This is a genomic window from Kribbella swartbergensis, assembly GCF_054784135.1.
Genome location: NZ_BAAGPM010000034.1, coordinates 435073 through 456271 on the forward strand (window position 1 = coordinate 435073; position 21199 = coordinate 456271).

Annotated in this window: 20 protein-coding genes; 14 read left to right on the plus strand and 6 right to left on the minus strand. The window is 69.3% G+C overall.

Going from position 1 to position 21199, the window contains the following annotated elements; all coding sequences use genetic code 11:
• Window positions 1–62 precede the first annotated feature (62 nt).
• The 6 genes from ACYVOK_RS31280 (at window position 63) to fdhD (ending at window position 7209) form a co-directional block, all read left to right on the plus strand.
• On the plus strand, window positions 63–557 hold the full coding sequence (locus ACYVOK_RS31280; RefSeq protein WP_460666179.1) for an NAD(P)H-dependent oxidoreductase subunit E: 495 nt from the start codon (window positions 63–65) through the stop codon (window positions 555–557).
• On the plus strand, window positions 554–2077 hold the full coding sequence (locus tag ACYVOK_RS31285; RefSeq protein WP_460666180.1) for a formate dehydrogenase beta subunit: 1524 nt from the start codon (window positions 554–556) through the stop codon (window positions 2075–2077). The genes ACYVOK_RS31280 and ACYVOK_RS31285 overlap by 4 nt, the downstream gene beginning before the upstream one ends.
• A complete protein-coding gene (gene fdhF / locus ACYVOK_RS31290) occupies window positions 2074–4887 on the plus strand; it encodes a formate dehydrogenase subunit alpha (protein ID WP_460666181.1) in 2814 nt (937 codons plus the stop codon). Before ACYVOK_RS31285 ends, fdhF begins: the two co-directional genes overlap by 4 nt.
• Complete coding sequence (locus tag ACYVOK_RS31295) at window positions 4884–5102, plus strand: formate dehydrogenase subunit delta (protein WP_460666182.1); 219 nt, start codon at window positions 4884–4886, stop codon at window positions 5100–5102. Before fdhF ends, ACYVOK_RS31295 begins: the two co-directional genes overlap by 4 nt.
• Before the next feature lie 68 nt (window positions 5103–5170).
• Complete coding sequence (locus ACYVOK_RS31300) at window positions 5171–6394, plus strand: molybdopterin molybdotransferase MoeA (protein WP_460666183.1); 1224 nt, start codon at window positions 5171–5173, stop codon at window positions 6392–6394.
• Window positions 6382–7209, plus strand: a complete 828-nt coding sequence (gene fdhD, locus ACYVOK_RS31305; RefSeq protein WP_460666184.1) for a formate dehydrogenase accessory sulfurtransferase FdhD — start codon at window positions 6382–6384, stop codon at window positions 7207–7209. Before ACYVOK_RS31300 ends, fdhD begins: the two co-directional genes overlap by 13 nt.
• Here fdhD and ACYVOK_RS31310 read toward each other — a convergent pair.
• Together ACYVOK_RS31310 and ACYVOK_RS31315 are read right to left on the minus strand one after the other, a co-directional pair.
• Window positions 7206–7640 carry a MerR family transcriptional regulator gene (locus ACYVOK_RS31310; RefSeq protein WP_460666185.1) on the minus strand — a complete coding sequence of 145 codons (435 nt, stop codon included), beginning with the start codon at window positions 7638–7640 and terminating at the stop codon, window positions 7206–7208. The two genes, fdhD and ACYVOK_RS31310, sit on opposite strands and share 4 nt — an antisense overlap.
• 41 nt (window positions 7641–7681) lie before the next feature.
• On the minus strand, window positions 7682–8716 hold the full coding sequence (locus ACYVOK_RS31315) for an aminotransferase class V-fold PLP-dependent enzyme (protein ID WP_460666186.1): 1035 nt from the start codon (window positions 8714–8716) through the stop codon (window positions 7682–7684).
• A gap of 85 nt (window positions 8717–8801) precedes the next feature.
• Between ACYVOK_RS31315 and ACYVOK_RS31320 the strand changes: the two genes are divergently transcribed.
• Entirely contained in the window at window positions 8802–9845 is a 1044-nt protein-coding gene (locus ACYVOK_RS31320; protein ID WP_460666187.1) for an aldo/keto reductase, read from the plus strand.
• 79 nt (window positions 9846–9924) lie between these two features.
• Window positions 9925–10128 (plus strand): hypothetical protein, encoded by a 204-nt coding sequence (locus ACYVOK_RS31325; protein WP_460666188.1) that lies wholly within the window; start codon window positions 9925–9927, stop codon window positions 10126–10128.
• Here ACYVOK_RS31325 and ACYVOK_RS31330 read toward each other — a convergent pair.
• Together ACYVOK_RS31330 and ACYVOK_RS31335 are read right to left on the minus strand one after the other, a co-directional pair.
• Window positions 10125–11267, minus strand: a complete 1143-nt coding sequence (locus ACYVOK_RS31330; RefSeq protein ID WP_460666189.1) for an MFS transporter — start codon at window positions 11265–11267, stop codon at window positions 10125–10127. The two genes, ACYVOK_RS31325 and ACYVOK_RS31330, sit on opposite strands and share 4 nt — an antisense overlap.
• A complete protein-coding gene (locus ACYVOK_RS31335; protein WP_460666190.1) occupies window positions 11264–11764 on the minus strand; it encodes a MarR family winged helix-turn-helix transcriptional regulator in 501 nt (166 codons plus the stop codon). The genes ACYVOK_RS31330 and ACYVOK_RS31335 overlap by 4 nt, the downstream gene beginning before the upstream one ends.
• 107 nt (window positions 11765–11871) lie before the next feature.
• Here ACYVOK_RS31335 and ACYVOK_RS31340 point away from each other — a divergent pair, with 107 nt between their 5' ends.
• The 5 genes from ACYVOK_RS31340 to arfA all read left to right on the plus strand — a co-directional run bounded on the left by ACYVOK_RS31340 (window position 11872) and on the right by arfA (window position 17701).
• Complete coding sequence (locus ACYVOK_RS31340; RefSeq protein WP_460666191.1) at window positions 11872–12876, plus strand: LacI family DNA-binding transcriptional regulator; 1005 nt, start codon at window positions 11872–11874, stop codon at window positions 12874–12876.
• Window positions 12877–13054: 178 nt separating this feature from the next.
• Entirely contained in the window at window positions 13055–14347 is a 1293-nt protein-coding gene (locus tag ACYVOK_RS31345; protein ID WP_460666192.1) for an extracellular solute-binding protein, read from the plus strand.
• Window positions 14348–14360: 13 nt separating this feature from the next.
• On the plus strand, window positions 14361–15302 hold the full coding sequence (locus ACYVOK_RS31350) for a carbohydrate ABC transporter permease (RefSeq protein WP_460666193.1): 942 nt from the start codon (window positions 14361–14363) through the stop codon (window positions 15300–15302).
• Window positions 15302–16174 (plus strand): carbohydrate ABC transporter permease, encoded by an 873-nt coding sequence (locus ACYVOK_RS31355; RefSeq protein WP_460666194.1) that lies wholly within the window; start codon window positions 15302–15304, stop codon window positions 16172–16174. The genes ACYVOK_RS31350 and ACYVOK_RS31355 overlap by 1 nt, the downstream gene beginning before the upstream one ends.
• 30 nt (window positions 16175–16204) lie before the next feature.
• On the plus strand, window positions 16205–17701 hold the full coding sequence (gene arfA / locus ACYVOK_RS31360) for an arabinosylfuranosidase ArfA (protein WP_460666195.1): 1497 nt from the start codon (window positions 16205–16207) through the stop codon (window positions 17699–17701).
• On the opposite strand, the gene ACYVOK_RS31365 is transcribed toward arfA, so the two are convergent.
• Window positions 17685–18137, minus strand: a complete 453-nt coding sequence (locus ACYVOK_RS31365) for a GNAT family N-acetyltransferase (RefSeq protein WP_460666196.1) — start codon at window positions 18135–18137, stop codon at window positions 17685–17687. The two genes, arfA and ACYVOK_RS31365, sit on opposite strands and share 17 nt — an antisense overlap.
• Before the next feature lie 49 nt (window positions 18138–18186).
• On the opposite strand from ACYVOK_RS31365, the gene ACYVOK_RS31370 reads away from it, so the two are divergent.
• Window positions 18187–20778 carry a GNAT family N-acetyltransferase gene (locus ACYVOK_RS31370; RefSeq protein WP_460666197.1) on the plus strand — a complete coding sequence of 864 codons (2592 nt, stop codon included), beginning with the start codon at window positions 18187–18189 and terminating at the stop codon, window positions 20776–20778.
• Here ACYVOK_RS31370 and ACYVOK_RS31375 read toward each other — a convergent pair.
• Window positions 20740–21168 carry a hypothetical protein gene (locus ACYVOK_RS31375; protein WP_460666198.1) on the minus strand — a complete coding sequence of 143 codons (429 nt, stop codon included), beginning with the start codon at window positions 21166–21168 and terminating at the stop codon, window positions 20740–20742. The two genes, ACYVOK_RS31370 and ACYVOK_RS31375, sit on opposite strands and share 39 nt — an antisense overlap.
• Between the last annotated feature and the right edge of the window lie 31 nt (window positions 21169–21199).

Consider the following 21199-nt stretch of genomic DNA (forward strand, 5'->3'; position numbering starts at 1 on the left):
CCTATCAGTTCATAGGCAGCATTGCTTTGACCCCGCAGCCGCCGTCACGGAATGTTGTATACATGACGAGTGAGGTCGTGGCCGCCGCCCCTGTCCCGGTTCCGGGGCGTGCCCAGCGAGTGCGCGAGATCGCCACGGAACTCCGCGGGCTCCGGGGTGCGTTGATCCCGATCCTGCACGCGATCCAGGAGGAGTTGGCGTACGTCGACCAGGCCGACATCCCGGTCGTCGCCGACGTACTGAACATCGCCGTGGCCGAGGTGCACGGTGTCGTCACGTTCTACAAGGACTTCCGCCGGGAGCCGGCCGGCCGGACCACCGTGGCGATCTGCCAGGCCGAGGCGTGCCGATCGGTCGGCGCGGTCGCGCTGGCCGAACACGCCAAACGCAGTACCGGCTGTGGTTTCGGCGAGACCACAACCGACGGCCGGCTGACGCTGGACGAGGTGTTCTGCTTCGGCAACTGCGCACTCGGTCCGGCGGTCCAGGCCGGCGGCAAACTGCACGGGCGGGTCACCCCGGCCCGGCTCGACGCGATCCTCGGGGAGGCACGATGACGAAGGTCTACGTCCCCAGGGACTCCGCCGCACGGTCGGTCGGCGCCGACGAGGTGGCCGAGCGGATCGCCGCGGCCGGCGGTGACGTGGAGATCGTCCGGACCGGGTCCCGCGGCATGCTCTGGCTGGAACCGCTGGTCGAGGTCGAGACGCCCGCGGGACGAGTCGGCTACGGACCGGTCGCGGCCGAGGACGTCGACGGACTGGTCGCCGCGGGGATGCTCCGGGGCGCGGTCCGCGACATCGGTGCGTACCTCGGCCTGGTCGAGGACCTGCCCTGGATGAAACGGCAGCAGCGGCTCACGTTCGCGCGGGTCGGCGTGATCGATCCACTCTCCGCCGACGACCATGCGTCGTACGGCGGAAACGCGGGCCTGCGGCGAGCACTGTCGATGACACCGGCCGAGGTCGTCGAGACTGTGGTCGACTCGGGTTTGCGGGGTCGCGGCGGTGCCGGGTTCCCGACCGGGATCAAGTGGCGGACCGTGCTCGGCGCCTCGGCGGATCTCAAGTTCGTCTGCTGCAACGCCGACGAGGGCGACTCGGGGACGTTCGCGGACCGGATGCTGATCGAGGGCGACCCGTTCACGCTGATCGAGGGGATGACGATCGCGGCGTACGCGGTCGGCGCGACCGAGGGTTACGTCTACCTGCGGTCGGAGTACCCGGACGCGGTCGCGACGCTGACGGCGGCCATCGAGGTCGCCCGTTCGAAGGGTTGGCTCGGCGACGACATCCTCGGTTCCGGGCTGACGTTCGACCTGCACGTGCGGGTCGGCGCCGGTGCGTACATCTGCGGCGAAGAGACGTCGATGCTGGAGAGCCTCGAGGGCAAGCGCGGGATGGTCCGGGCGAAGCCGCCGATCCCTGCGCTGGAAGGGCTTTTCGGCCGGCCGACCGTGGTGAACAACGTGTTGTCGCTGGCAACGGTCCCGACGATTCTGGCCAACGGTGCGCAGTCCTACGCGTCGTACGGGACCGGCCGCTCGCTGGGCACCAGCGTGTTCCAGCTCGGCGGCAACGTCGCCCGCGGCGGGATCGTCGAGACAGCCTTCGGCATCACCCTCGGCGAACTGGTGAACGACTTCGGCGGCGGTACGGCGTCCGGCCGGCCGGTCCGCGCGGTCCAGGTCGGCGGGCCGCTCGGCGCGTACCTGCCGGTCGAGCAGTTCGAGCTGCCGATGGACTACGAGGCGTTCGCGGCCGCCGGTGCGATGGTCGGGCACGGCGGGATCGTCGTGTTCGACGACACCGTCGACATGGCCGCGATGGCCCGGTTCGCATTCGAGTTCTGTGCGGCCGAGTCGTGCGGCAAGTGCACGCCGTGCCGGGTCGGCGCGGTCCGCGGTGCCGAGACGATCGACCGGATCGTGGCCGGCGACGACCGGCAGAAGAACCTCGTGCTGCTCGACGACCTGTGCGAGTTGATGACCGACGGTTCGCTCTGCGCGATGGGTGGGCTGACCCCCATGCCGGTCCGCAGTGCCGTCCGCCACTTCGGAGAGGACTTCCGCGCATGACACTGCTCAAGGAACCCGACTTCGGGACCCCGGCCCGGCCCGGTGAGGCCACCATCTCGGTGACCGTGGACGGGATCGACGTCACCGTCCCACCGGGAACGTCGGTGATGCGGGCCGCCAAGGAGGCCGGGCTGGACATCCCGAAGTTGTGTGCGACCGACAGTCTGGAGGCATTCGGGTCGTGCCGGTTGTGCATCGTCGAGATCGACGGCGTGCGCGGTACGCCGGCCTCGTGCACGACGCCGGTCGCGGACGGAATGGTCGTGCGGACCCAGAACGAGCGGCTCGGCAAGCTGCGGCGCGGGGTGATGGAGCTGTACATCTCCGACCATCCGCTCGACTGCCTCACCTGCTCGGCCAACGGCGACTGCGAACTGCAGGACATGGCCGGCGTCACCGGTCTGCGTGAAGTCCGGTACGGGTCGGGCGTGGACGCCGGCGCCAACCATCTCGACGCCCCGACGGACAGTTCCAACCCGTACTTCGACTTCGACGCGTCGAAGTGCATCGCGTGTTCACGGTGTGTCCGCGCGTGTGACGAAGTACAGGGAACCCTCGCGCTGACGATCGAGGGGCGCGGGTTCGACTCGAAGGTCGCGGCCGGCGCGGGGGTGTCCTTCTTCGAGTCGGACTGTGTGTCGTGCGGCGCGTGTGTACAGGCGTGCCCGACCGCGACGCTGCAGGAGAAGTCGGTCATCGAGCTCGGCATGCCGACCCGGTCGGTCGTCACGACGTGCGCGTACTGCGGTGTCGGCTGCTCGTTCAAGGCCGAGCTGCGCGGTGACGAGCTGGTCCGGATGGTGCCGTACAAGAACGGCGGCGCGAACGAGGGCCACTCGTGTGTGAAGGGCCGGTTCGCGTTCGGGTACGCGAGCCACCCGGACCGGGTGCTCGAGCCGATGGTCCGTGACACGATCGCGGACGAATGGCGCACCGTCTCCTGGGAGGAGGCGATCGGCTTCACCGCCCGGCGGCTGCGCGAGATCCAGGCGTCGTACGGACAAGGCTCCATCGGTGCGATCACCTCGTCGCGAACGACCAACGAAGAGGTGTACGCCGTCCAGAAGATGGTCCGCGCGGTGTTCGGCAACAACAACGTCGACACCTGCGCCCGGGTCTGCCACTCGCCGACCGGGTACGGCCTGAAGCAGACCTTCGGTGAGTCGGCCGGCACCCAGGACTTCAAGTCGGTCGAGGAGGCCGACGTGATCCTGGTGATCGGGGCCAACCCGACCGACGGGCACCCGGTGTTCGCGTCGCGGATGAAGAAGCGGCTGCGCCAGGGCGCGAAACTGATCGTCGTCGACCCGCGCCGGATCGACCTGGTCCGTTCGCCGCACATCGAGGCCGCGCACCATCTGCAACTGGCGCCGGGCACGAACGTCGCGGTGATCAACGCGTTCGCGCACGTCGTGGTCACCGAGGGCCTGGTGGACCGGTCGTTCGTGGCTGAGCGGTGCGAGGACTTCCAGCAGTGGGCGGAGTTCATCTCGCGGCCGGAGCACAGCCCGGAGGCGGTGGCCGAGATCACCGGCGTCCCCGCCGAGGAGCTGCGGGCCGCGGCCCGGCTCTACGCGACCGGTGGCAACGCCGCGATCTACTACGGTCTCGGCGTCACCGAGCACAGCCAGGGTTCGACCATGGTGATGGGGATGGCGAACCTGGCGATGGCGACCGGCAACATCGGCCGGCGCGGGGTCGGCGTCAACCCGCTGCGCGGCCAGAACAACGTCCAGGGCTCCTGCGACATGGGCTCGTTCCCGCACGAGCTGCCGGGCTACCGGCACGTCTCGGACGACGGCGTTCGCGAGGTCTACGAGAAGCTCTGGGGTACGCCGCTGCTGGACGAGCCGGGCCTGCGGATCCCGAACATGTTCGACGCCGCGATCGAGGGATCGTTCAAGGCGCTGTTCGTCCAGGGCGAGGACATCGCGCAGTCCGACCCGAACACCCAGCACGTGTTCGCGGCCCTCGGCTCGCTGGAGTTGCTGGTCGTCCAGGACCTGTTCGTCAACGAGACCGCGAAGTTCGCGCACGTTCTGCTGCCCGGTACGTCCTTCCTGGAGAAGGACGGCACGTTCACCAACGCCGAGCGGCGGATCAACCGGGTCCGGCCGGTGATGGCGCCCAAGACCGGGAAGCAGGAGTGGCAGATCGTCTGCGAGATCGCGCAGGCGATGGGCTACCCGATGCACTACGACTCCGCCGCCCAGATCATGGACGAGATCGCGCTCACCACCCCGACGTTCATGGGAGTATCGTTCCGGAAGCTGGACGAGGCCGGCTCCATCCAGTGGCCGTGCAACCTCGAGCACCCGGACGGGACGCCGATCATGCACGAGGACGAGTTCACCCGGGGCAAAGGCAGATTCATGGAGACCGTGTACGTGCCGACGAGTGAGCGGTCCACCCGGAAGTTCCCGCTGATCCTGACCACCGGGCGGATCCTGTCGCAGTACAACGTCGGCGCGCAGACCCGGCGTACGGCGAACGTCGCCTGGCATCCGGAGGACGTCCTCGAACTGCACCCGCACGACGCCGAGGTCCGCGGCATCGAGGACGGTGACACGGTCGCACTGTCGAGCCGGGTCGGCCGGACCACCCTGCGGGCGAAGCTGTCCGACCGGATGCCGGTTGGGGTTTGCTACACCACCTTCCACCACCCGGTGACCGGCGCGAACGTGATCACCACCGACAACTCCGACTGGGCGACGAACTGCCCGGAGTACAAGGTCACCGCCGTACAGGTCGATCTGCTGACCAAGCCGACGGCCGCGGCGGCCGAGCGCGAGCCGGTGGGTGCGCGATGAGCGGCACTGTTCCGCCGTACGTGCGGTTGGCGAACGAGATCGCGGCCCAGTTCGCCCACCGGGAGCCGGCGGACGCGGCCACCGCGATCGCCAACCATGTGAAGGCGGTCTGGGACCCGCGGATGAAGAAGGCCCTGATCGCCCACGCCGAAGCCGGCGCCGAAGACCTCGCCCCCGCAGCAGCCCTGGCCGCCCACCAACTGGCCACCAAGTGACCCAGCCCAACGACACCCCGCCGGCAACTCCCGGCAAACGCGGAGGAGCGAAACCCACCGCCCAGGCGATGGGTCGGGGGGTGGGGAGCGAAGGCCGTGGCCTTCGGCGGCGGTGGCATGGTGGGGGCGTGTTGCCGTGGGATGTGGCTCGGGAGTTGGCGCATGCGGCCGCGACACCGCTCGAGGCTGTGTCTCGGGGGTTGAACGACGCCGGGGGCACGGTGCTGGCGACTCCGCTGGTGTCGCCGGTCGCGGTGCCGCCGGTGGATCGGGCGGCCATGGACGGGTACGCCGTTTGCGGTGCAGGCCCGTGGCGGATCGTAGGACATGTGGGGGCAAGTTGTGACGCACAGGTCGTGCTGACGGCAGGTGAGGCGTGCAGCATCACGACTGGCGCTGCTGTGCCGACTGGTGCGACCTCAGTGGTGCGTGATGAGGATGCCGTGCTGATCGGCGGACTGGTGGACGGGCCAAGCGAGCCCGGGCGGCACATCAGGCGAGCGGGCGAGGAGTGCGCAGTCAACGAGACGCTGTTGCCGGCCGGTGTAGTCGTGGACCCGGCCGTGCTGGGTGTCGCCGCGTCTATCGGGCTCAACCGCTTGACTGTCATCCCGCAGCCACGGGTGGCAGCCGTGGTGACGGGCGACGAGTTGGTGCACCGCGGCCCCTCGGGACCCGGGCGGGTCCGTGACGCGATCGGTCCGATGCTCCCCGGACTTATCGCCCGCGCCGGTGCCCTCGCCGGTCCGGTCACCCACCTTCCGGACAATCGCAAATCGTTGGTCGACACGCTGCGGGCAGCCGACGCGGACCTGATTCTCGTATCCGGCTCGTCGGCGTCCGGACCCGCGGATCACCTGCGGCCGGCACTGAACGCCCTCGGCGCCGAGCTGATCATCGACGGGGTCGCGTGCCGGCCCGGTCATCCGCAGGCGCTGGCACGATTCGCCGACGGCCGGCTGGTCGTCGGCCTGCCCGGAAACCCGTTCGCCGCGCTGGCCGCGTTCCTCACCGTGGCTGTCGCGGCGATCCGGCGGATGCGCGGTCTCCCCCTCCCCGCGTTGATGGTCGCGCCGGTACCAGGTGGCCTGGCGTGTCATCCCCGCAGTACCCGGCTCGTCCCGGTCCGCGTCACCGCACAAGGCGCCGTACCGGTGGGGCACGGTGGTTCCGCGATGCTGCGTGGGGTGGCCGCCGCGGACGCGCTGGCCGTGGTCGATCCCGGGCCGGCGTCCGCCGTCGCTGCCCGCCTGCTGCCACTCGATCCAGGAGCACAGCCATGGGCCGTCTGATCGCACGTCGTCCGGTACTGCGACTCGGCCCGAGCGGCGACCGCAGTCGTCCGGACTCCATCGCCGTCGAGGAGCCGCTCGAACTGCGCGTCGACGGCAAACCGCTCGCGGTCACCATGCGTACGCCGGGCCACGATGTCGAACTGGCTCACGGGTTCCTGCATACCGAGGGCGTGATCGGCAGCGTCGACGACATCCGCGACGCCCGGTACTGCGATTCCCGCGACGACGAGGGCCGCAACACGTACAACGTCCTCGACGTCGGTCTGGCGCCCGGTGTGCCGCCGCCGGTGACCGGGGTCGAGCGCAACTTCTACACCACGTCGTCGTGCGGTGTCTGCGGCAAGGCTTCGCTGGACGCCGTACGACTGAAGACGCGCTACTCCCCGGCCGACGACCAGGTGCGGGTTCCGTACGACGTCCTGGCCGGGCTGCCGGATGCCCTGCGGGCCAGGCAGCAAGTCTTCGACCGCACCGGCGGCCTGCACGCGGCCGGGCTCTTCACCGCGGCCGGCGACCTCCTCGTCGTACGGGAGGACGTCGGCCGCCACAACGCCGTCGACAAGGTCGTCGGCTGGGCCGTCCTGAACGACCGGATCCCGGCGCGCTCCTGCGTCCTGATCGTCTCCGGCCGCACGTCCTTCGAGCTGGCCCAGAAGGCGGTCATGGCCGGCATCCCGGTCCTGGGCGCCGTCTCGGCGCCCAGCTCCCTGGCCGTGGATCTGGCCCACGAATCGGGTCTGACCCTGGCCGGCTTCATCCGCAACGGCTCGATGAACGTCTACACCCACCCCGACCGCATCGCGGTCGCCTAGGAGGCTGCCGTCGTCTCCGTCGGGGTGCTGGACGGCGTGACCCAGAGGCAGGACGCGGTGCCGTCGTCCAGGTGCTGCTGGTAGACGTCGACCTTGTGGGTGATGACGTTCAGGCACTCGGTGAGTTCCTGGATCTGGGCGGTGACGTAGTCCTGGTGACTGCGGAGCAGGGCCAGCCGGTCCTGTTCATTGCCGGGGCCCTGGCGAACCAGGTCGGTGTACTTGCGGATGGTGTCCAGCGGCATCCCGGACGAGCGGAACTTGATGCACATGTCGAGCCACTCCACGTCGTCCTCGGAGTAGACGCGGCGGCCGTTCGACTCACGCCGTACCGGATCCGCGAGCAGACCCTCACGCTCGTAGAACCGGAGGGCGTGCACGCTCAGCCCGGTCCGCTCCGCCACTTGCCCGATGCTCAGTCCCGTGCTCATACGCGGCACCTTAGCCCGGGCCTAGACCACCCTCTAGGTTTTTACAGCAGCGGTTTGAGGGCCGTGAGGGCCTGATGTACGTCGGCTGTCGTGGTGTAGATGTGGAACGACGCCCGGAGTTTGCCGTCGCGGACCGCGGCGCGGATGCCGGCGGCGTCGAACGCCTGCCGGGCCCCGGGGAGGCTGGTGCTGACGATCGCGCTGTTCGACGGCGGCAGGCCGAGGCCGGCGCGGAACTCGTTCGCCAGTTCGAGGTTGTGCCGGTTGATCGTCTCGACGCCGATCTGCTCGATCAGCTCGAGCGCCGGCGCCGCGGCGACGTAGCAGAACCAGGCCGGCGACTGGTCGAACCTCCGGGCGCCGCCGGCGAGCTCCATCCGGGTCCCGTAGTACGACGTGTGGACGTCGGCACCGGCGTACCACCCGGCGGCCAGCGGACGGCAGAGCTCCTGCAGCCGGGGCGAGAGGTAGCCGAGCGTGGCACCGCGCGGCGACATCAGCCACTTGTAGGTGTGCGCGACCAGCGCGTCGACGCCGTCGACGGTCAGCGGCAGCCAGCCGAGCGCCTGACTCGCGTCGATCACCACCAGCGCGCCGATCTTCTTGCTGGCGGCAACAACAGCGGGCAGGTCGAGGACGGCGCCGGTCGACGACTGGACCGCACTGACCGCGACCAGGTCGATCCCAGGCCGGATCGCGTCGACCAGTTGATCACCCGGTACGGCGACCACCTCCACGCCCCGGTCCTCGTGCACCTTCCACGGAAACACGTTCGAGGTGAACTCGACGTCGTCGGTCAGCACCTTCGCGCCGTCCGGCAACGCGCTCGCGATCGGCGCCAGCGCCGCGGACACCGTGCTGCCCACGAACACGTCGGACGCGTCGGCGCCGATCAGCCGTGCGAACGACTCCCGGCTGCGCGTCGTCGACTCGTCCCACGGCTCCCAACTGGTCGCGCCGACCCGCCAGTCGGCCAGCGCGGCATGCAGCGCCTCCCAGGCCGGGCGCGGCGGCAGCCCGTACGACGCGGTGTTCAGCCAGCCCGGCTCCGGATCCCACAACCCAGCGAAGTCCACGGCCTCCACCCTACGACCGGCTTGACCTAGACAGCGCTCTAGCTCCTAGCGTTCCAGGCACCAGACACCGCTAAGGAGCTTGTACATGCGTTATCGCACGCTGGGTGGGACCGGGATCGAGGTCAGTGCGCACTGCCTCGGGACGATGATGTTCGGTGCGGTCGGCAACCCCGACCACGCCGACTGCATTCGCATCATCCACGCCGCCCTGGACCAGGGCATCAACTTCGTCGACACCGCGGACATGTACTCCCGCGGGGAGTCGGAGGAGATCGTCGGCAAGGCGCTGAAGGGCCGCCGCGACGACGTCGTCCTGGCGACGAAGGTGCACTTCCCGCTCGAGGACGGGACGCGCAACCGCAGCGGCAACTCGCGCCGGTGGATCGTCCAAGAGGTCGAGAACAGCCTGCGCCGGCTCGGCACCGACTGGATCGACCTCTACCAGATCCACCGGCCGGACTACAGCACGGACATCGAGGAAACGCTGTGGGTGCTGACCGATCTGGTCAGCCAGGGGAAGATCCGCGCGTTCGGGTCCTCGACGTTCCCGGCCGAGGACATCGTGAACGCCTACCACGTGGCGGAACGGCGCGGCTACGGGAAGTTCCGGACCGAGCAACCGCCGTACTCGCTGATCAGCCGCGGGATCGAGCGCTCGCTGCTGCCGACGACACAGCGGCTCGGCATCGGGGTGCTGACCTGGAGCCCGCTGGCGTCGGGGTTCCTGTCCGGCAAGGTGCGCAAGAACCAGCCGGTCGACCTGACCACCGGCCGGGCGGCGATCACGCCGTTCCGGTTCGATCCGTCGATCCCGGGGAACGCGGCGAAGTTCGACGCGGTCGAGCAGCTGATCGAGGTGGCCGAGGGCATCGGCCGCACTCTGCCCGAACTGGCGCTGGCCTTCGTCACCACGCATCCGGCCGTCACGTCGGTGATCAGCGGACCGCGCACGATGGAGCAGCTCGAAGGTTTGCTGAAGGCCGCCGAGGTCACGCTCGACGACGCGACGCTGGACCGCATCGACGAGATCGTGCCCCCAGGCACAGACCTGTACCAACCGGACGGCGCCTGGCGACCCCCGTCCCTCACCACTCCGGCCCTGCGCCGGCGTCCGGTCGCCGACCGCTGACCCCGCCGGTGGGGCCGGACTTTTCAAACGGTGGAGATCGGGCACCGGGGAGGAGACCGCAAGGAGAGAAGTGAGGACGATGGGATTGCCGCAGTCCATTCGCAACGCCGCGGAACCGTGGACAGCGAAGGAACTGAGCAAACTGGAAGAACTCGCCGCGGACAACGTGCCGCCCTCGGTGATAGGGATGCTCCTCGGACGCCCGGAAGCCGCGATCCTGAGCAAGGCGATGCAGGCCGGCATCCGGCTCACCCCACTGAACCGCCCGCCGTACGGCGCTTAACCGCGTCGTAGCGGGATCAGCGCCACTGCGCCGGCAACGGTGCAACTCAGCGCCGACACGGCGAGGATCGTCGCCGGTGCGACGTGGTCGACGGCCACGGCACCGGCGGCGGCGCCGAGGGGGAAGGCGATCGACAGCAGCGCACGCTGCGTGCCGAACATCGCGCCGTGACTCGCCGGATCCGCCCATCGCTGCAGGGCGGTGGCCTCGATCGCGGAGTACGGGCCCCAGACCGCGCCGGAGACGAGGAAGATCGCGGCGGCGGCCGGAAGGCTGTCGGTGGCGACGATCGGCAGGGTGACGAGTCCCCAGACGATCGCGCCACCGGCGTTCACCAAGCCGGGCCGCCGTTCGGCGAGCCATGACGCCGAGGGCAGGGTCGCCAGCGCGGCCGCGCCGAAGAGCACCCAGAGCAGCGTGTAGCCACCAACCCCACTGCCCAACTGCTCACGGGTGAAGTGCGGCAACACGGAGTCGAAGGGTCCATAGGTGAAGTAGTAGGCGACCGACAACCCGATCAGCCCGACCACTCGGCCCGACGCCCAGCCGGACTGCACCTCCGCTCGCCGAGGTACGCCGGTACGACGGGGCAGCCGTACGGCGATCGCGGCCACGCCGGCCATCATCACCAGCGGGACGAGAAACGCGCGCCCTGGACCGAGCAGCGCAAGGGCCGGACCGGCCAACGCGGCACCGAGCAGCATCGGCAACTGATCGCCCAAGCCCAGCAAAGCATTTGCCCTGGGCAACAGCTCGTCGTCCACCAGTCGGGGAACCAGCGTCCGCGAGGCCGCGTAGCTGAGCGGCATGGTCGCACCGGCGACAGCGCACAGGGCGATCACGATCCACAGCGAGAAGTGCTGCTGCCATCCGGCGACCACGAGTGCCGCCATCAGCACGGTGCGCACGATCGCGTCCAGGAGCAGCATCCGCACCGGTCCGAATCGATCGACCGCACGACCGCCGACGATGCCGCCGACCACCGTCGGCACGCGAATGGCGACGAGCAGCAGACCGGTCTGAGCACCGGACCAACCCTGCGGCTCGGCAATCCAGAGCAGGACGAACAACAGGAAACTGTCAGCCGTCGAGGCGAGCGTCCAGGCAGCCGCCAGGCTGACCAGCGGGCGGCGCCTCATGAGGAATCGCCCACCGATTCGTCGACCGGGCATTCGGTGCAGACCGGCCAGTTGCAGAGGCGGCAGGTGGTGTCGGCCTCGGGGCGAGCACGCGCGGTCCGCCGGAGGGCGGTGGCGAGTAGGTCGGTGAACCGGCGCCGCTCGGCAGGGGTCAGCACATCGAGTACTTCGCGGCCGGCCTGGTCGCGGGCGGCGTTCCAGGCCTCGAGGAGGTCGGCACCGGCCGCGGTCAGGCTGAGTTCGAGAACCCGGCCGCTCCGGGCTCGGTCGACGTACCCGAGTCTCTCCAGCCGGTCGATCAGGCGAACGGTGCCGGACTGGGTGAGGCCGATCCGGTTCCACAACCAGTCGGCCGAGCAGCCGTCGTGGCTGGCGATCAGGGTGAGGGCGGCCAGGTCCCGCAGGCCGAGGCCCGGTGGGGCCACGGCCGCGACCGCGGCGGAGAGTGCGTCGTGGCTGCGCAGCGTCCACGCGGCCCAGATGTTCGACTCGGACATGATTCATTCATATGACTCGCTCATATATATCCGCCACCTGCGGCGTGTCGCGGAGGGTGCATTACGGTGTTGGGGAACTTTCGGACCGGTGACTTGGGGGTGATGCCGTGGCGGTGACGATGCGGGACGTGGCGCGGCACGCCGGGGTCTCGCCGAAGACGGTCTCCAACGTGATGAACGGGTACCCGTACATCCGCGAGGAGACCCGGACCAAGGTGCTCGCCTCGATCGATGCCCTCGGCTACCAGATGAACATCTCGGCCCGGAACCTGAAGTCCGGCCGGACCGGGATCATCGGCCTGGCCGTCCCCGAGCTGAGCAACCCGTACTTCGCCGAGCTCGCCGACGCGGCGATCGCGGCCGCGGGAGAGCACGGCCTGACCGTGATGATCGAGACCACCAACGCCGACCGGGAGCGCGAGCTGACCGCGCTCGCCCGGCCGCGCGGCCACCTCGTCGACGGTCTGCTCTACAGCCCGCTCGGCCTCGGCCCCGAGGACGTCGACCAGCTCCGCACGCCCACCCCGATAGTGCTGCTCGGCGAGCGGATCTTCCACGGCCCGGTCGACCACGTGATGATCGACAACGTCGAGGGCACCAGGGCCGTCGTCCGGCATCTGCTCGACCAGGGCCGCCGCCGGATCGCGGTGATCGGCATCCGTCCCGGTGAGCAGGTCGGCACGGCGGCCATCCGGTACGGCGCCTACGCCGAGACGCTGGCCGAGTACGGCGTACCCGTACCGGAGCAGCTGGCGGTGTCGGGCGGGAAGTGGCACCGGTCGAGCGGAGCGGATGCGATGGAGGAACTGCTCGGCACCGGGCAGAAGTTCGACGCGGTGTTCGCCCTCAACGACACACTGGCGCTCGGCGCGGTCCGCGCGCTGACCGCGCACGGCATCCGGATCCCGGACGACGTGGCGGTCGCGGGTTTCGACAACATCGACGAGGCCAGCTACAGCAGCCCGACACTCACCACGGTCGATCCGAACCGCATCCACATCGCCCGGACCGCGGTCGAACTGCTGGTGCAGCGGATGGCCGGCGACGACTCCGAGCACCAGGAGATCGTCGCGCCGTACCGGCTGCACGTGCGTGAGTCCACGGCGGGCTGACGGTCACCCAAAGCCACCGGACCCGAAGGGTTGACGGTCCCGAACCGCCCGGGCATCATTCCTACACCGATGTAGTACACCGATGTAAAAGCATGTGCCGGTGCTCCGTATCCCGGGCCGGCGCGGCGGTTCCGCACGCCCGAATCCGTGCTCCACCCCCTGCCAGGAGGACACGCTGATGCTTGATCGACCCCCTCCCCCGTCTCGCCGGGCGGTGCTCGGCGGCCTGCTCGGCGCCGCCGGCGCGCTGGCCCTCGGCGGCTGCGGCAGCCTCGGCGCCGGCCCCCGCGTCCGCGAGTGGAACCTGTTCGGCGGTGGTGACGGCGCCCGCCTGCTGCAGATCCACCAGCAGTACGTCGCCGAACACCCCGACGTCCGGTTCGAGGCCCACACGCTGGCCTGGGGACCGCCGTTCTACACCAAGCTGGCGATGTCCGCGGCCGGCGGGCGGGCCCCCGAGGTGGCAACCCTTCACTTGTCCCGGCTGAAGGGTTTCAGCCCGACCACGATGCTCGACCCGATCCCGGTCGACCTGCTGAACGAGGCCGGCATCCGCGAGTCCGACTTCCTGCCCGAGACGTGGAACCGGTGCGTGGTCGACGGGAAGCTGTACGCCGTACCACTCGACCTGCACCCGTTCGTCCTCTACTACAACACCGAGATCTGCCAGAAGGCCGGGCTGCTCGGCGCCGACGGCAGGATCAAGCCGGTCAAGGGGGTGGACGCGTTCCTGGAGATGCTGACGGCGGTCAAGGACACCACCGGCAAGTTCGCCGCCTCGGTCGAGACGACCAACCCGTGGCGGATGTGGTGGACCCTCTACGGCCAGCTCGAGGGAAAGTTCCTCAGCGACGACGGCACCCGGCTCGAACTCGACGACGCCAAGGCGCTGGAAGCCCTCGAACTGATGGCGAAGCTCGCCGCCGACGGTCTCGTCCCGCGGTCGGCGAACTACCCCGCCCTGGTCGCCCAGTTCACCAACGGCGACGCGGGCCTGAGTTTCAACGGCGAGTGGGAGGTGACGACGTACCAGACCGCGAAGATGCCGTTCAGCATGGCGCCGTTCCCCGTCGTGTACGACGTACCGAAGTTCGCCGGTGACGCGCACACCTTCGTGATGCCGCACCAGTCGGACCGCAACAGGGACGACACGAAGGCGACGGTCGAGTACATCGCCTGGATGCTGAAGCACAGTGCGGCCTGGGCGGCCGGTGGGCACATTCCCTCGTACCAGCCGGTGGTCCAGAGCCAGGAGTACCTGAGCCTCAAGCCGCAGGCGGAGTACCGCAGTGTGGCGCCGGACGTGAACTTCGACCCCGAGGCCTGGTTCAGCGGATCCGGCGCGCAGTTGCAGGAAGAAGCCGGCGCCGCCTTCAGCGGTGTGTTCTCCGGCCAGACGACGCCGCAGGCCGCGCTCGCGCAGTTCAAGGCCGCCACCCAGAAGCTGCTCGACACCCCGTCCCCGGTCTGACAGGAGGTCACCCATGGCCGTGCAGACACCATCTCGCGTAACACCCGGTACGCCGCGGTCCGCGGCGAAACCGCAGACCGGGCAGCCGTGGAAGGAACGCTGGGCGGGGCTGTTCTTCGTCGCGCCGTTCCTGCTGCTGTTCGCCCTCTTCCTCCTCTGGCCGACCTTCTCCGGCCTCTGGAACAGCTTCTTCAACACCAGCCTCGCCGGGGTCAAGGGTGAGTTCCTCGGCCTGCAGAACTGGCGGGAGATGTTCAACGACCCGGCCGTCTGGTCGTCGCTGAAGAACACCTTCGTCTTCACCGCGATGACCACCCCGCCGCTGGTCGTCATCGCACTCGTGATGGCCTTGCTGGCCAACCGCCAGGGCCTGCTGGGCTGGCTGTTGCGGTTCTCGTACTTCGCTCCGTTCGTGCTGCCGGCGACCGTCGTGTCACTGATCTGGGTCTGGATCTACCAGCCCGGCTTCGGCCTGGTGAACGGTCTGCTGACGGCCGGCGGTTTCGCCGAGATCGACTGGCTGAACACCGAGAACCGGGCGATGCTGGCGGTGGTGATCACGACCATCTGGTGGACGGTCGGATTCAACTTCCTGCTCTATCTCGCCGCCCTGCAAGGGATTCCGGCCCAGATCTACGAGGCGGCCGCGATCGACGGCGCGAACGGGCGGCAGAAGCTGTTCCGGATCACGCTGCCGTTGCTCAGCCGCACCACCGGCCTGATCGTCGTCCTGCAACTGGTGGCCTCGCTGATGATCTTCGACCAGATCTACCTGATGACCGACGGCGGGCCGAACTACGCGACCCGGCCGATCGTGCAGTACATCTACCAGAACGGCTTCACCAACTACCGGATCGGCTACGCGTCGGCGATCTCGTACCTGTTCTTCGTGATCATCGTGATCGTCTCGGTCCTGCAATTCAAACTGTTCTCCGGCCGCAAGGAGGTGCGCTGATGGCCACCGCGACGTTGCCCGCGACAACCCGAAGCTCGGGGCCGGTGGAACCGCGCTGGAACTTCCCCAAGGTGGCGAGCATCGTCGGCGCGGTGATCCTGGCCGCGATCTGGCTGGTGCCGTTGCTGTGGGCCCTGGACACCTCGCTGAAACCCGAACCGGAGACCACCCGGACGCCGATCACCTGGTTGCCGGAGGCACCGACCCTGGCGGCCTACCAGGGCGTGATCGAGCAGGGTGATCTGCTCCGCTGGTTCCTGAACAGCACGATCGTGGCGGTGCTGGTGACGTCACTGACCCTGCTGGTCTCCGTGCTGGCGGCGTACGGGTTCTCCCGGACCGAGTTCCCCGGCCGGCGGGCGCTGTTCGGACTGATGATCGCCGGCATCCTGGTGCCGCCGCAGGTGCTGATCGTGCCGCTGTTCCAGGAGATGACCGGCCTCGGCCTGGTCGACACCTACTGGGGCATCGTGCTGCCGCAGGTGGCCGCACCGGTGATGGTGTTCGTACTGAAGAAGTTCTTCGACGGCATCTCCCGCGACTACGAGGACGCCGCCCGGGTGGACGGTGCGACCCGGTGGCGGATCGTCTGGAGTGTGATGGTGCCGATGTCCCGGCCGATCCTGGTCGCGGTCGGCATCTTCACCTTCATCGGCGCCTGGAACAACTTCCTCTGGCCGTTCATCGTCACCACCGACCCGTCGATGATGACGATCCCGGTCGGCCTGGCCAACGTGCAGGGCTCGTACGGCCTGCGCTACGCCCAGATCATGGCCTCGGCCGTACTGGGCGGACTCCCGCTGCTCATCGTCTACGCCTTGTTCCAGCGGCATGTGGTCCGCGGCGTCGGCGACGCGGGCATCAAGGGATAGATCCCCATCCATCACGACAGGAGCAACCTGGTGCCTTCTGCCAACTTCACCATCGACCCCGCGTTCACGATCGCGCCGGTGAACCGCCGTACCTTCGGCACGTTCGTCGAGCACATGGGGCGGTGCGTCTACACCGGCATCTACGAACCCGGACACGCCACCGCCGACGAGGACGGCTTCCGCAAGGACGTGCTCGAGCTGACCCGGGAGCTCGGGGTGTCCGTGGTCCGCTACCCCGGCGGCAACTTCGTCTCCGGCTACCGCTGGGAGGACGGCGTCGGCCCGCGGGAGGGCCGCCCGCGCCGGCTGGACCTGGCCTGGCACAGCGTCGAGACGAACGAGTTCGGCCTGGACGAGTTCATCCGCTGGTGCGCCAAGACCGGGGTCGAACCGATGATGGCGATCAACCTCGGCACCCGCGGCGTCCAGGAGGCGCTCGACCTGCAGGAGTACGCGAACCACCCGGGCGGCACGGCGCTGTCGGACCTCCGCGAGCAGCACGGCGCGTCACCCTACGGGATCAAGCTGTGGTGCCTGGGCAACGAGATGGACGGGCCCTGGCAGATCGGGCACAAGACGGCGGAGGAGTACGGGCGGCTGGCGGCCGAGACCGCCCGGGCGATGCGGATGATCGAGCCCGGCCTGGAGCTGGTCGCCTGCGGTTCGTCCTCGTCGTCGATGCCGACGTTCGGCAGCTGGGAGCAGACGGTCCTGCGGGAGACGTACGACTTCGTCGACTACATCTCCTGCCATGCGTACTACGGCAACGACGACGGCGACACCGCCTCGTTCCTCGGCTCGGCGGTCAACATGGACCGCTTCATCGAGGCCGTGGTCGCGACCGCGGACGCAGTCGGCGCGGAGCTGAAGAGCCGGAAGAAGATCGACATCTCCTTCGACGAGTGGAACGTCTGGTACGGCGAACGCTCGCGCCGGACCGACGGACCCGGTGACCAGTGGGAAGTCGCGCCGCGGCGGATCGAGGACGAGTACAACGTCACCGATGCCGTTGTCGTCGGCAACCTGTTGATCTCGTTGCTGCGGCACAGCGACCGGGTCGGCGTCGCCTGCCTGGCGCAGCTGGCGAACGTGATCGCGCCGATCATGACCGAGCCCGGCGGCCCGGCCTGGCGGCAGCCCATCTTCCACCCGTTCGCGATCACGTCCCGGTTCGCGGCCGGCCAGGTCCTGCGGGTGGAGGCCGACTCGCCGACGGTCAGCACCGCCAAGCACGGCGACATCACGGCGGTCGACGCGGTGGCGACGTACGACGAGGGCAAGCTGGCGGTGTTCCTGGTCAACCGGTCCACCGAGGGTCCGATCGAGGTGACCGTCGACGTCAGCCGCGCGGGAGTGTCCACGATCGCCGAGGCTTTGATCGTGAACGACGCGGACCCGCTGGCGACGAACTCCGCCGACCACCCTGACCGCGTCACCCCGCAGCCGGCCGAAGCCAAGCTGGTGGACGGAAAGCTGACCATCACCCTTCCGGCGATCAGCTGGGCCGCACTCAGCCTGGCCGGCTGAACCGCGTGACGGTGATCCCCGGCGCGATCTCGATCCGCGCGATCTCGTGGTAGCCACGGGACGTGTAGAGAGTGACCGCCGGGGTGTTCGCCGTCCCTGTCGAGACCAGGCTGGTCCGCCGCGGTTCCAGCCGGTCGAGGTGATCCAGGAGCGCACGCCCGTGACCGCGGCGGGCGTGCGCCGGGTCGACGATCAGCCGGGTGATGTCGACGGTGTCGTCGTCGGGGAGTTCGTACGCGACCGCGCCGACCAGCAGGTCATCGTCGTACCGGCCGAGCCAGTGCTCGGTGGACGACATCAGACCCTCGAGGTCCTCCTGGAGCGGTGGGATCCCGTCGAAGCCGATCAGTTCGGCCTCGACGGCGTACGCGCGATGCTGGATCTCGAGGAGCCGTTCGGCCAGGGCCCGGTCGCGGACGTCGAGAGGTCTGATCACCCGCGCCAGGTTATCCTCAGGCCTTGGCCGAACTGAAACGAGGAACGCAGTGAACGCGAGGGTCTTCCGGGACGCGTACGGCGTACCGCACCTGCACGCCGGAGACCCGTTGGCGCTGGTCTATCTGCAAGGCCGCAACGCGGCGCAGGACCGGGCCTGGCAGATCGAGGTCGAGCGCCGCCGGTTCCTCGGCACGAGTGCGGCGTTCCTCGGCCCGGAGGCCGCGCCCTGGGACGTGTTCGCGCGCCAGGCCCGGCTCGCCGACACGGCGCAGCGCTGCTTCGACGCGCTCGACGACGAGACCCGCGAGTGGATCACGGCGTACGTCGAGGGCGTCAACCACGCGATGCCGATCGGGGCCGCGCGGGCGCCCGAGTTCGAGCAGACCGGGCTGACACCACAGGCGTGGGAGCCGTGGGCACCGCTCGGCATCTGGCTCGCGGTGCACGTCCTGTTCGCCGGCTTCCCGGGCAAACTGTGGCAGACGCACGTCGCGCGACGCCTCGGCGACGACCGCATCGAACTGTTCTCCTCGGAAGGTCCCCGCACCGCGGGCAGCAACGGGTGGCTGATCCCCGGCTCCCTGACCACCTCGGGCCAGGCGATCATCGCCGGTGACCCGCACCGCTTCATCGAAAGCCCGGGCATCTACCAGCAGATCCGGCTGTCCTGCCCGGAGTACGACGTCCTCGGACTCGCCGTCCCGGGCGTCCCGGGGATCGCCCACTTCGGCCACACCGGGAAGGTCGCCTGGGCGATCACCAACGCGATGGCGGACTACCAGGATGTGTACGCCGAACAACTCCGGCGGACCGGGTCCTCGGTGGAGGCCCTCGGCCCGGACGGCTGGAAACCGGCCTCGGCACACACCGAGGTGGTCGAGGTGGCGGGCACCGACCCGATCCAGATCGAGGTGATCGAGACCGAACGCGGACCGGTGATCATCGACAACGCCGAGCAGACCGTCAGCCTGCGGTACCCACCGCGGGTGACCGGCCGGCTCGGCTTCGAGGTGCTGCCGAAGTTGCTGCGGGCAACCACCGTGGCCGACGTCGACGCCGCGCTGGATGCCTGGGTCGAGCCGGTCAACGTGGTCCTGGCGGCCGACACGTCCGGCGGGCTGCTGCACCGGACCGCCGGCCTGGTCCCGACGCGCGACCACTCGAACAAGCTGCGCGTCGTACCCGCCTGGGATCCGAAGCACCAGTGGCAGGGCTGGCACGAGTCGATGCCCCGGGCAACCGTCGACGGTCCGGCGGTGATGGCGAACGCGCGCGAGCTGGCCGAACCGCTCGGCGTCGAGTTCGCCGCACCGCACCGGTCCCGGCGGATCCGCGAGCTCCTGGCCTCTCAGCTGACCTGGTCGATCGACGAGATGCCCAGGATCCACACCGACACGTATCTGGGCTCGGCGGGCACCCTGCTGGACGTGCTGTCCGGTCTGGTGGAGCTCTCACCGGAAGCCGTTGCCCTGCGCAGCGAGCTGCTCAGCTGGGACCGGCGCATGGACGCTTCGAGTACGACGGCGTCGTCGTTCGCGGCGGTCCGCAAGGCGCTGGTGTCACGGTTGGCCGACCACTTCGCCGTACTGGAAGGTGATGCGGGCTGCCCGGAGGTGTTCCAGCCCTGGATCGACACGTTGACGCAGGTGTCGTACGCGCTGGAGAACCTGATCACCACTGACCTCCTCCCCGAGGTCAACGTGAGCTGGCTCGCGCGTGAGGCGCTGGAGGAGGTCGCCGCGCGCAAGCCTCGGCCGCCGTGGGGTGAAACCCACCAGCTGTCACCGTTGCACATGTTGCGCAGTCCGGTGTTCGCGCCGGGCGAGGAGCCGATCGACCTCGGCCTCTCCGGTGACCACCACTGCGTGATGTCGACGTCGAGCCTGCCCGGTCTGACCGACGTGTGTATCCGCGCTTCGGCGGCCCGGTACGCCTTCGACTTGGCGGACCGGTCGGCCAGCGGGTGGGTGGTGCCGCTCGGTGCGTCCGGCGTACTCGGGGATCCGCATCACCACGACCAGCTTCCGTTGTGGCTGCGCGGTGAGCTTGCTCCGGTCCTGGGTGAGCTCACCCGCGAGGAGACCCGGTTCGAGCAGGTGGTCGACGGGTTCGGCGCGGTGCGGATCGCCGAGGCGGATCCGGACCGGGATCTCGACCTGGTCCACGGCTGGGTGACGGCCGAACGGGCCGGCTTCTGGGGGATGGCGCACCTGTCGCGGGACGAGATCGCCGGGATCTATCGGTTCCTCGACTCGGTGCCGACGCATCACGTGTACCTCGTGCACCTTGACGACGTACCGATCGCTCTGCTGCAGACCTACGATCCACAGGCCGATCCGGTCGGAACGGCGTACGACGTCCGGGCCGGGGACCTCGGCCTGCACCTCCTGGTCGCACCCGGCGACCCGCGGCCGAACTTCACCGGAAAGCTGCTCGACGTGATCGTCCGGTTCGTGTTCGTCCACCTCGGCCACCCGCGCGTGGTGGTCGACCCGGACGTCCGCAACGACCGGGCGATCGACCGCTTCCACCGCGCCGGTTTCACCGCGGGCCCGGAAGTCAAGTTCACCCTCCCCGACGGCACCATCAAGACCGCCCAGCTAGCCTTCCTGACCCGCGAGCGTTTCCTTGGCCTCTAGATAGGTCTCGAGCACCACTTGCAGCCGGCCACGCCGGAACCGCCCCGGCTCCGCGTCGTACACCCGCCTGCCTTCCTCCGTCCAGAAGGCGTCCGCAGGTACGACGTCCTCGCCGGGCGGAATGAACTTCATCACCTCGGCGACGGCCGCGGCGGCGATCGCGAGTGCCTGTCGGGTTGTCTCCGGATCGTCCGGTGGCAGCATGCTCGCCAACTGGTCGGCCAGCGCGAGCCACCGCCCGGCATCCAGCAGCTGCGACGGCTCCGGTCCACCGAAGTTCGGGTAGTCACCCCCGGTCTCCCTCGGCGGCAACCCGAAGAAGTACTCCCGCTCAGCGCCACACTCCCCACAGGTGGCGTCGTACGCACTGACCAGCTCCCCGTCGACCATCCCGGTCCCATGCCGCCACTCCGCCTCGACG

Bases quoted from the DNA above. Each gene is read 5' to 3' on its own strand.
- ACYVOK_RS31335 (WP_460666190.1), bottom strand. From the start codon at position 11,764: ATGTCCGAGTCGAACATCTGGGCCGCGTGGACGCTGCGCAGCCACGAC.
- ACYVOK_RS31345 (WP_460666192.1), top strand. From the start codon at position 13,055: ATGCTTGATCGACCCCCTCCCCCGTCTCGCCGGGCGGTGCTCGGCGGC.
- ACYVOK_RS31355 (WP_460666194.1), top strand. From the start codon at position 15,302: ATGGCCACCGCGACGTTGCCCGCGACAACCCGAAGCTCGGGGCCGGTG.
- ACYVOK_RS31350 (WP_460666193.1), top strand. From the start codon at position 14,361: ATGGCCGTGCAGACACCATCTCGCGTAACACCCGGTACGCCGCGGTCC.
- ACYVOK_RS31295 (WP_460666182.1), top strand. From the start codon at position 4,884: ATGAGCGGCACTGTTCCGCCGTACGTGCGGTTGGCGAACGAGATCGCG.
- fdhD (WP_460666184.1), top strand. From the start codon at position 6,382: ATGGGCCGTCTGATCGCACGTCGTCCGGTACTGCGACTCGGCCCGAGC.
- ACYVOK_RS31330 (WP_460666189.1), bottom strand. From the start codon at position 11,267: ATGAGGCGCCGCCCGCTGGTCAGCCTGGCGGCTGCCTGGACGCTCGCC.
- ACYVOK_RS31280 (WP_460666179.1), top strand. From the start codon at position 63: ATGACGAGTGAGGTCGTGGCCGCCGCCCCTGTCCCGGTTCCGGGGCGT.
- ACYVOK_RS31320 (WP_460666187.1), top strand. From the start codon at position 8,802: ATGCGTTATCGCACGCTGGGTGGGACCGGGATCGAGGTCAGTGCGCAC.
- ACYVOK_RS31300 (WP_460666183.1), top strand. From the start codon at position 5,171: ATGGGTCGGGGGGTGGGGAGCGAAGGCCGTGGCCTTCGGCGGCGGTGG.
- ACYVOK_RS31285 (WP_460666180.1), top strand. From the start codon at position 554: ATGACGAAGGTCTACGTCCCCAGGGACTCCGCCGCACGGTCGGTCGGC.
- ACYVOK_RS31325 (WP_460666188.1), top strand. From the start codon at position 9,925: ATGGGATTGCCGCAGTCCATTCGCAACGCCGCGGAACCGTGGACAGCG.
- ACYVOK_RS31375 (WP_460666198.1), bottom strand. From the start codon at position 21,168: ATGGTCGACGGGGAGCTGGTCAGTGCGTACGACGCCACCTGTGGGGAG.
- fdhF (WP_460666181.1), top strand. From the start codon at position 2,074: ATGACACTGCTCAAGGAACCCGACTTCGGGACCCCGGCCCGGCCCGGT.
- ACYVOK_RS31310 (WP_460666185.1), bottom strand. From the start codon at position 7,640: ATGAGCACGGGACTGAGCATCGGGCAAGTGGCGGAGCGGACCGGGCTG.